This window comes from Ancylobacter sp. 3268 (assembly GCF_031456575.1).
In the GTDB taxonomy this organism is placed as follows: domain Bacteria; phylum Pseudomonadota; class Alphaproteobacteria; order Rhizobiales; family Xanthobacteraceae; genus Ancylobacter.
This window is the reverse complement of sequence record NZ_JAVDUX010000041.1, coordinates 1-8,428: the sequence shown is the minus strand read 5'-3', so window position 1 is coordinate 8,428 and position 8,428 is coordinate 1. Positions and strand designations below refer to the sequence as shown.

At 64.3% G+C, this 8,428-nt stretch carries 6 protein-coding genes and 2 pseudogenes; 7 read left to right on the top strand and 1 reads right to left on the bottom strand.

Annotated elements, in window-relative coordinates; genetic code table 11:
• Positions 1-213: 213 nt before the first annotated feature.
• A pseudogene (locus tag J2X65_RS26665) lies at positions 214-513 on the bottom strand (transposase); the annotation flags it as partial.
• Positions 514-637: 124 nt separating this feature from the next.
• Here J2X65_RS26665 and J2X65_RS26660 point away from each other — a divergent pair.
• The 7 genes and pseudogenes from J2X65_RS26660 to J2X65_RS26630 all read left to right on the top strand — a co-directional run bounded on the left by J2X65_RS26660 (position 638) and on the right by J2X65_RS26630 (position 8,419).
• On the top strand, positions 638-934 hold the full coding sequence (locus J2X65_RS26660) for a type II toxin-antitoxin system HigB family toxin (RefSeq protein ID WP_310208476.1): 297 nt from the start codon (positions 638-640) through the stop codon (positions 932-934).
• Positions 934-1,308: a helix-turn-helix domain-containing protein gene (locus J2X65_RS26655; RefSeq protein ID WP_310208473.1), complete on the top strand. Its 375-nt coding sequence runs from the start codon at positions 934-936 to the stop codon at positions 1,306-1,308. Before J2X65_RS26660 ends, J2X65_RS26655 begins: the two co-directional genes overlap by 1 nt.
• A gap of 82 nt (positions 1,309-1,390) precedes the next feature.
• Positions 1,391-1,610 (top strand): annotated as a pseudogene (locus J2X65_RS26650) (IS3 family transposase); the annotation flags it as partial.
• Between the two features lie 212 nt (positions 1,611-1,822).
• Positions 1,823-2,002, top strand: coding sequence for a hypothetical protein (locus J2X65_RS26645; protein ID WP_310208470.1), 180 nt, complete (start codon positions 1,823-1,825; stop codon positions 2,000-2,002).
• A gap of 137 nt (positions 2,003-2,139) precedes the next feature.
• Positions 2,140-3,228, top strand: a complete 1,089-nt coding sequence (locus J2X65_RS26640; RefSeq protein ID WP_310208467.1) for a tail fiber domain-containing protein — start codon at positions 2,140-2,142, stop codon at positions 3,226-3,228.
• Positions 3,228-5,459 carry a phage tail tip lysozyme gene (locus J2X65_RS26635; RefSeq protein WP_310208465.1) on the top strand — a complete coding sequence of 744 codons (2,232 nt, stop codon included), beginning with the start codon at positions 3,228-3,230 and terminating at the stop codon, positions 5,457-5,459. The genes J2X65_RS26640 and J2X65_RS26635 overlap by 1 nt, the downstream gene beginning before the upstream one ends.
• A complete protein-coding gene (locus J2X65_RS26630) occupies positions 5,459-8,419 on the top strand; it encodes a hypothetical protein (protein WP_310208462.1) in 2,961 nt (986 codons plus the stop codon). Before J2X65_RS26635 ends, J2X65_RS26630 begins: the two co-directional genes overlap by 1 nt.
• The last annotated feature ends 9 nt before the right edge of the window (positions 8,420-8,428 follow it).

The following is an 8,428-nucleotide window of genomic DNA, read 5'->3' as shown; positions in this document are numbered from 1 at the left end:
ACGCCACGCCGACCTCTATCGCGCTTTCCTCACAATCGCCGCCGCCATCATCGCTTTCAGGGCCCGCACGAGGTTTTGTTAGGCGCTCTTAGTCGTGGCGGCGCATCTGGCATACCCGGCTATAACCAATGTGGGGCTATGTTCACCAATTGTCCACTCCTCATCGGCGGCCTGACCCTTCTCAAGCTGGACATTTTGGGCGGTGCGTAACCGTCAAACGCGCCTCTGCCAATATCCCTTCCACTCCCGACTCACCGGGTGCGCCATAGCCAGCCCGACGATACGGCGGGCGAGCCTGCCGTTATCCAGCCGGCGGTGATCCTCAAGCCAAGCGGCATGCGCCGCATACTGATGCAGATAGCGCGCTGAAACGTGGTGGTGCTGGCCTTCCACCATACGGCGCAGGCGAGAAATGAACCTCTCGACCCGATTGGTGGATACCCCGTCAAGGCTGTACGCCTCCGAGTGATTGATGCGCTGCGTCGCGAATGAGAGTGAAAGAACATACCAATGCGGGGGCTTCGACGACGATGGTGCTGCACATGGCGGCGACCTCGGCGACACGTCGCTGCCGCTGCAGATCCCATAATGGGAACATTTCTGTTGCTCCCAAACCGGGAATAACCTATAAGAGGGCATGCAGATCGTTGCACGCCGCACCCTCAAGCAATTCTGGACCCTCTACCCGAGGGCGGAGGCTCCGCTTGAAGCGTGGTTCGCTCTCGCCAGCCGCGTCGAGTGGGGCGGCCCCGCGGAAGTGAAGGCGATGTTCGGCACCACCGTCGATTTCGTGGGAGACAATCGCGTGATCTTCGACATCGGCGGCAACAAGTTTCGCCTCATCGTGCATGTCTCGTACCGATACAAGCGCGTGCTCATCAAGTTCGTCGGCACCCACAAGGAGTACGACGCCATAGACCCGGAGACCGTGTGATGGACATTCGACCGATCAAGACCGAAGCCGATTACGATTGGGCACTCAAGGAAATCGAACGCTATTTCGACAGCGAACCAGAGCCGGGCAGTGACGACGCGGATCGCTTCGACATTCTCGCCGCGCTGGTTGAGCGCTACGAGGAAGCGCATTACCCCATCCCGAAGGCCGATCCCATTGAGTTGATCCGCTATGTCATGGAGACGCGGGGAGCGACCCAGAAGGACCTCGCCGCGCTCCTCGGCTCTCGCTCTCGCGCCTCGGAGGTCCTGAACCGCAAACGCTCCTTGAGCATCGAGATGATCCGTACGCTCAGCAAGGAATGGAGCATTCCGGCTGAGGCGCTGATCGAGCCCTATGAACTGGCGGCATGAGCCCGTTCTGGCTGTCCTTCCTAGGATCGCTGATTGTCATCGGCCTCGTCCTATTGCGCCCCTGGCGTCCACCGCGGGCCGCCATGAACGTCTCCACGTCCTGCTCAGGCGATAAGGCTTCAGGGTCAATCATAAGCGGCGGCTCCGCCTTTACCGGGAAGAGCGGTTGACGGTCCACCGGCGGGACGGGCGCAAGCAGGCGGTCGCGACCTTGGCGCCGATGCTGATCCCCGATGCGACCGTGCGAGCGCTGGTCGCTTGGCATCGTGGCCGACCAGGTGGCCGATGGCTGGCGCTTCCGGAGCTAGCATTGCTGCGCTGTTCGCGTGATCCCCGCACCCACACTTGCTCTGATCATACGCCGCGCACCAAAAATATTTACTGTTTGCTCCAAGACCATGACCGTCAGCAATTATCAGCAATCATCTAGATACATCAACAATAATCTGCACCAGAATTAGGCATTTTATTCGGTACATGTTAGACATTGCTTGACGAATATGGAGCGTCAGCAATGAAGCATGTCCTCACCGAGCAATTCAATCTGCGACTTTCTCCCGATGTAGCGGCATCCATTGATGCCGCTGCCGCTCGGGAATGCCTCACACCCAGCGCATTCGTGCGCCGTATCGTCATGCGCGAATTGCGCCTGAGTATGAAGCCGCGCAGGCCGGACACACAGAACGCGGCTTGACCCGAAAGGGCTCGGGAGAGCCCCAGCCATAGGAGGCTCCCATCGTTTCGACCCCCTCATATCCCGATCCGAAAGAAACGGCTGCAACGCAGTCGGGGCTGAACCGCGAAACCGCGATCACCCAGCAACAGCTGAACATGGTCAACCAACAGACCCCGTGGGGATCGCTGACCTACGATCAGACCGGGCAGAGCTTCACCCCGTCCGAAACGGGCGGGCAGCAGTATTACTACAATCCGAGCACAGGCGAGTACTCGACCACTCCGCACTACACCAGCCAGACGACCACGACCGAGGTGCCGCGCCCCACCATCGGCGGCAGCGCGCGCCTTGGGCAGAGCCCGCTGACCCGGACGCAGACCTCTCAGGTGCTCGACCCGGCATGGCAGGACGTCGGCAAGGGCTTCATGACGCCGCAATATACGGCGACGACGACGCTGTCTCCCGAACAGCAGGCCATTCTTGACCAGACGCAGGCCGCGAACCTGAACCTCGGCACGCTGGCCAATCAGCAGTCGGCCTTCCTGAAGGACTATCTCGGCCAGAACGTCGACCTGTCGCGCGAGAGCCTTCAGAGCTACATCGACCAGAACTGGGCGACAGACTTCAACGCCGAACAGGATCGACAGCAAGGCACGATCCGCAACCAGTTGATCAACGCCGGCATTCGTCCCGGCACGCCGGCCTATGATCAGGCAATGAGCGAGTTCGCCAAGAACCGTTCGTCGGGCTATGACCGCCTTCTGTCCGACACCTACGGCACGGCGGCGCAGATGCTCCTTGCGGAGCGCAACCAGCCGATCAACGAAATTTCCGCGCTGCTGGGCGGCTCGCAGGTGTCCAATCCGAACTTCGTCAGCACGCCTCAGACAGAGGTCGGTGGCGTCAACTATGCCGGCCTTGTCGGACAGCAATATGCGGCCGAACAGCAGGCGTCGGGCGCAGCGATGGGCGGCATCTTCGGGCTGCTGTCGGCGCCGTTCAAGCTCGGCGCAGGAGCCGGCCTCCTCACATCAGACCGTCGTTTGAAGCGTGACATTGAGCGCATCGGTTCTGTTGGCCGCCTGCCTTGGTACCGCTTCAACTATGTGTGGGATCTGCCCTGCGTAGCGCCGCGTGAAGGCTTCATGTCCGATGACGTCCGCAGGGTCGCTCCGCATGCCGTCGTCGCAGATAACAATGGGTTCGATGCGGTCGACTACGCTCTTGCGATGGAGGCCGCGTGATGGCGATCAATCCCTCGCAGGCGTTCGTGTGGGGTCCGGGCGGACAGAAACTGACCTATGACGAGTTGCAGCGCATGCAGGCAATGGAAGCCAGGCAGGCGGCGGAAGCCATCGACACGTCGCCAGTCGGACACTGGACGCAAGGCGCGGCCCGTGTCGCCGATGCCCTGGCAGGGGCTATGCGACGAAGCCAAATCAGCGGCGCCATGGCCGATAACCAGGCATGGGAAAACAACTTCATCGCCGATGCCCTCTCTCGCTCCTCTGCCCCGGCTGCATCGAGCTTCACGGGAACGGCTGGCGAGAGCGGCGGAGCGCCTTCCTCTGGCGGTGGAGCGGTCGCCATCGACCCCAACAATCCGGTCTATTCCGGCTTTATGAGGACGATCCAGGAGGAAGGCGTCACCAATCCGAACGCGCTCGCCGCTATCGCCAGCACCGGGCATGCGGAAAGCCGCTTCAGCCCCGGCAATGCAAACGGGTCTTGGTCGGACCCGTCTGTATCGGGCCAGCCCGGCACGGCTGGCGGCATCATGTCGTGGCGCGGTGACCGGCTGAACAACCTGTACAGCTTCGCGGCACAGAGGGGAGAACAGCCCGGCAATATCAGCCCGCAGACGCAGGCCGCATTCTTCCTCGCCGAAGACCCGCAGCTTATCCAGCGCTTGCAGGGCGCCCAGTCCGTGCAGGAGGCCCAAGGCCTCATGAACAATGCCTGGCGCTTCGCCAACTACGACAAGCCGGGTGGCGAGGCTGCGCGACGGCTGGCGTTCGCTCAAGGTCTGTTGCCGAATTTTGCCGGCCGGAGCGACGGCAACATGTTGCAGAAGATGCCGGACATCACGCCTGCACAGGCTGCGGCGATCCCTCGTGACCAGCTTACGCAGACGTTGCCCTATTCTCCCACTGGCGAACCGGTTAACCCTGCCACAGCCATGCAGCCGATGGCACAGGGACAGCGCCCCGTTCAGGTGGCGAGCGCCGATTCGAATGACGTCAACCCGGTTCTGATGGCCCTCGCGCAGCGCAGCGGGGCGGTGGCTGGTGCGCCGGCTTCGCCTCCGCTTGGTGCCCCTCCGTCGGAAGGCGTCCAGCGCGTCGCTCAGGCTTTACGAAACGCGCCACCCCGGCAGCGGGCTTCGGCTTCCAACACCGCGCCGCTGGTACGAGCCTTGGCGGCGGCTGCGCCCAATGCTGGAGCGGGACAGCAACTCGGCGGCAACGCGCTCGGCATCGATCCCAAGCTGATCGAAGGGCTCGCTTCCGGCCGCCTTTCTCCTTCCGGGCAGGCCGTTGTGAATGCCATCATCGCACGTCAGCAGCAGGCGAATGATCCTCTACGGCAGGCGCAACTCGAGCAGATCCAGCTGGAGAACGCCCGCCTGCGCAATCCGCGCCAGCCGCTGGTGAATGCCGGCGACGGACGGCTGTTCAATCCGAATAATGGGCAGTGGATCCTCGCGCCGAATGCGCAGACTGCACCGACAACGGTGGAGGCTTTCGACCCCGAAACCGGCCAGCCTCAGCGTATGCAGTGGAACTCTCAGACGCGGGGGTGGGATCCGATTGGCGGCGTGAAGCGGCCCGCCCCGAAGTCGGTCCCGGCAGCCGTACAGAAGGCGGAGGCCGACGACCTCCAGGACATCCAGACGCTTGGCGGCATCAACGACATGCTCGGGCGCTTCGATCAGCAGATTGAGGCCGGCACGCTCTCGCTCGGGCCGGTGTCGAACGTGATGTCGGGCGCCAAAAACTGGATAGGCAGCTCCGATGAGGGCTCGCGCAACTATGCCTCCTTCATGTCCGGCCTCGAAAAGCTGAGGAACGATAGCCTGCGGCTGAACAAGGGCGTGCAGACGGAAGGCGACGCGGTGCGCGCGTGGAACGAACTGCTGAACAATGTGAACGACCCGGCGGTGGTGCGTCAGCGCCTTACCGAAATCCAGGACATCAACCGCAAGGCCATCACCTTCAAATATGGCCTTATCGACAACCGCCGCTCCATGAACGGGCTCGATCCTCTCAATGTCGGCGGCATCGTCACCTCCCCGGCCGGGCAGCAGGGAGTGCCGCAGCAGCCCGGCATCGCTCAGCCGGGCAGCGCTGGGGCGGTCACCCAGGCCGCTCCGGCGCCGTCCGGTGTACCCCAGGGCGCCCGGCAAGCCCCCGATGGCAACTGGTACGTTCCCGATCCGGCGCGGCCGGGCAAATATCTGAAGGTTCAGCCCTGATGGTGCAACTCGTCCCCGTCGACAACGATCCATTCGCGGCCACTGCTGACGATACCGGCGGCCGGACGCTGCGGATCAGCGTGACACCGGCCAATTCTCCCAATCTGGTGCCGGTGGATCACGACCCATTCGCCGAACAGCCTTCCGGCATCGGCATGAACCTCACCGCTGGCGCCAATGAAGCCATCTACAACACGCTGGGCGCCCCGGTAGACGCGGTGACATGGGCTCTCAACAAAGGCATTGGCGGCCTCAACAGCATCGCCGGCACGGGCATCCAGCCGATCACCGATCCGTTCGGCGGCTCCCAATCCATATCGCGAGGCTTCGGCCTTGTCGGTGTCCCCGATCCTCAGTCAATCCAGGCGAACAGCTCAGGTGAGAAGATTGCCCGCGCCATGGGACAGGGGGCGGGCTACATGCTCGCCCCGGAGCTTGCAGTTAGGGGGGCGGCCCAGGCGGCGGGAACCGGTGTCAATGCGCTGGTGAGCGCGCTTGCCGGCCGGTCTACCGGCGCGGCCGATGCGCTCGGCAACGCTGCCGTGGGCGCCCTGGCCGGCGGGACCGGATCGATTGCCGGGCAGCTCGCGCCGGAACGGTATAGGCCGCTGGCTGAGCTTGGCGGCAACCTATTGGGTGGAGGCCTCGGAGCACTGGCGGTGAATACCCCTCGCATGGCGGCGGAAGCAGGCAGGATCGGACGGGACTACGCCGCCCCGCTATCGACGACAGGACAGGAGCGGATTGCGGCGCAGTCGCTTCGTGATGCTGCCTCTGATCCATCCGCTGTTCGCGGCGCCCTCGATGCTCCCCCCTCTCAGCTGGTTCCGGGTTCGCAGCCAACGACCTTCCAGCAGACGGGCGATATGGGGCTCGGCGGGCTTGAGCGCACCGCCATGACCCGGAACCCGGAAGCCTTCATGCAGCGTGCCGCCGAACAGAATGCCGCGCGACAGTCAGCTCTCGGGTCCATCCAGCCGGACGGTAGCCCCGAGGCCGTGGTGAATGCACTGCGCCAGAGCCTCGCGGACATCGACACGGCAACAGGTGCAGCCCTGAACACCTCTCGCACGAGTGCCCGCGACCAGACGGCGGCGTTGGGTGGGGCGGGCACTCCCGAAGGCTACGGCACCAACCTGCGCCAGATGCTGAGCGACGCAGAGAACGCGACGCGGATGCGGGAGCGCGCCTTGTGGAGCGCGGTCGATCCTGACGGGACGTTGGCGCTGGAAGCCAAGGCGATCCGGGAGGAGGCCAGCAAGATCGGCACGGGCCTGCCCCGCTCGGCAAAGCCGATGGAGGGTGAGGAAGCCGGCATCATCGGCGCCGCGAGCAGCTATCGCGATGTGATGCCCTTCAGTGAGGTGACGGCGCTCCGCTCTCGGGTTTCCACCGCCATGCGGCAGGAGCTATCGGCGAACGGGCAGACTCCGGTATATGCTCGTCTTGCGCGGCTTCGCGGTGCCATCGAGAACGCCCTTGAAGGTGTGGTGGCGGGCAAGGCAGCGCGGGAGGCGGACGCTGTGGCGGCCGGGGCTATCGACCCTGACGCGACAATGGCCGCCAGCTTCCAAAGGATTGCTGATGAGTGGATCGCCCAGCGTTCCGCCCGAGAGGTTGGGGCAGAAGCTAGCTCGAGTACTCGACCGGCTGGCGGATATCCCCCAGGCGGAGCGTCCGGCTTTTCTGGCGTTCGCGGAGCAGCGGGCTCGCGAGGCGGGGGATTTCGAGACCCTTCGAGCAATCCGGGACTATCGGGAACTGATGGCCTCACCCCCAACTTCGACGCCGCCGCCCTCGGACGACTGAGGGAAGCGAACGACGCCACCAAGGCACGGGCGCAGACCTATGGTGTAGGCGTCATCGCTGAGGCCCTTCGCCGCTCCGGTCAGCAGGGCCCCTACAACATGCCGGCCTCGGTCGTCCCCTCCCGGTTCTTCCGGCCGGGTGCGCGAGGCTTTGAGGATGTGCAGGCCCTCCGCAAAGCCGCGAACAACCCCGAGGCCATGGCGTCGATCCGCGACTATGCGGTGTCGACCCTGCGACGGGCCGCGGAAGAAGCGGACGGTACGCTGAACCCGTCCAAGGTCGCCACATGGCGCCGGCAGCATGCCGATGCGCTGCGCGCCCTGCCTGAGATAGACCGCATGCTGGCCGGTCCAGTCGAAGCCGCGCAGACGGTCGCTCGCCTTGCCGCTGAGCGGAAACAGGCTCTCGACACCTATCAGGCGGGATTGGTCGGCAGGCTGATCGGGGTTTCGGATCCCGCCGACGTGTCCCGCGCCATCGGCAGCGTGTTCACCTCGCAGGCCCCGGTCGAAATCATGCGCCAGCTGGTGCAGGAGGCACGCCACACGCCGGAGGCTATGGCCGGATTGCGCAAGGCGGTCGCTGATCACCTGTCCCGCCGCGTCACCTCCTATGTGGAAGCCGCGACATCGGGAACCCGCAGGCTACAGGCTGATGGCTTCCAGCGGTTCGTCGATCAGAACCAGGCGGCTCTTCGCGAGGTATTCGGCCCGGAGGAGATGAACACCCTGCACGGTATCGCTGCCGACATCATGCGCTCGCAACGTTCCCTGAACGCGGTGCGCATCCCCGGCCAGTCGAATACCGCCCAGGATGTGGCGGCGATGGTGGCGAACGACCGCAACGCCACGTGGTTCACCCGCCTCCTTGCCTCTGCCGGCCCTGGCCTCGCAGGTGCGGCAGTCGTCGGACCATGGACCGGCCTCGCGGCGGCCGTGGGTGGCAATGTGCTGATGAATGCCCGCAAGGCCGGCTTGCAGAAGGTGGACGACATCATCGCCGACGCCATGCTCAATCCAGAGCGGGCACGGCTGCTGCTGATGCAGGCGGGTAATCCGAGAGATACGTGGCCTGCTCCCTGGAAAGTGGTCCTCCGTGAAGTAGGCTTTCGGGCCTTTGGAGGATGGCGCCATGGCGCAGAAGAAGCATAAGCCTGAAGA

What these genes read in the sequence shown, in the direction of transcription:
- J2X65_RS26640 (WP_310208467.1), top strand. Translation starts at nt 2,140, where the DNA reads ATGGTCAACCAACAGACCCCGTGGGGATCGCTGACCTACGATCAGACC.
- J2X65_RS26645 (WP_310208470.1), top strand. Translation starts at nt 1,823, where the DNA reads ATGAAGCATGTCCTCACCGAGCAATTCAATCTGCGACTTTCTCCCGAT.
- J2X65_RS26635 (WP_310208465.1), top strand. Translation starts at nt 3,228, where the DNA reads ATGGCGATCAATCCCTCGCAGGCGTTCGTGTGGGGTCCGGGCGGACAG.
- J2X65_RS26660 (WP_310208476.1), top strand. Translation starts at nt 638, where the DNA reads ATGCAGATCGTTGCACGCCGCACCCTCAAGCAATTCTGGACCCTCTAC.
- J2X65_RS26655 (WP_310208473.1), top strand. Translation starts at nt 934, where the DNA reads ATGGACATTCGACCGATCAAGACCGAAGCCGATTACGATTGGGCACTC.
- J2X65_RS26630 (WP_310208462.1), top strand. Translation starts at nt 5,459, where the DNA reads ATGGTGCAACTCGTCCCCGTCGACAACGATCCATTCGCGGCCACTGCT.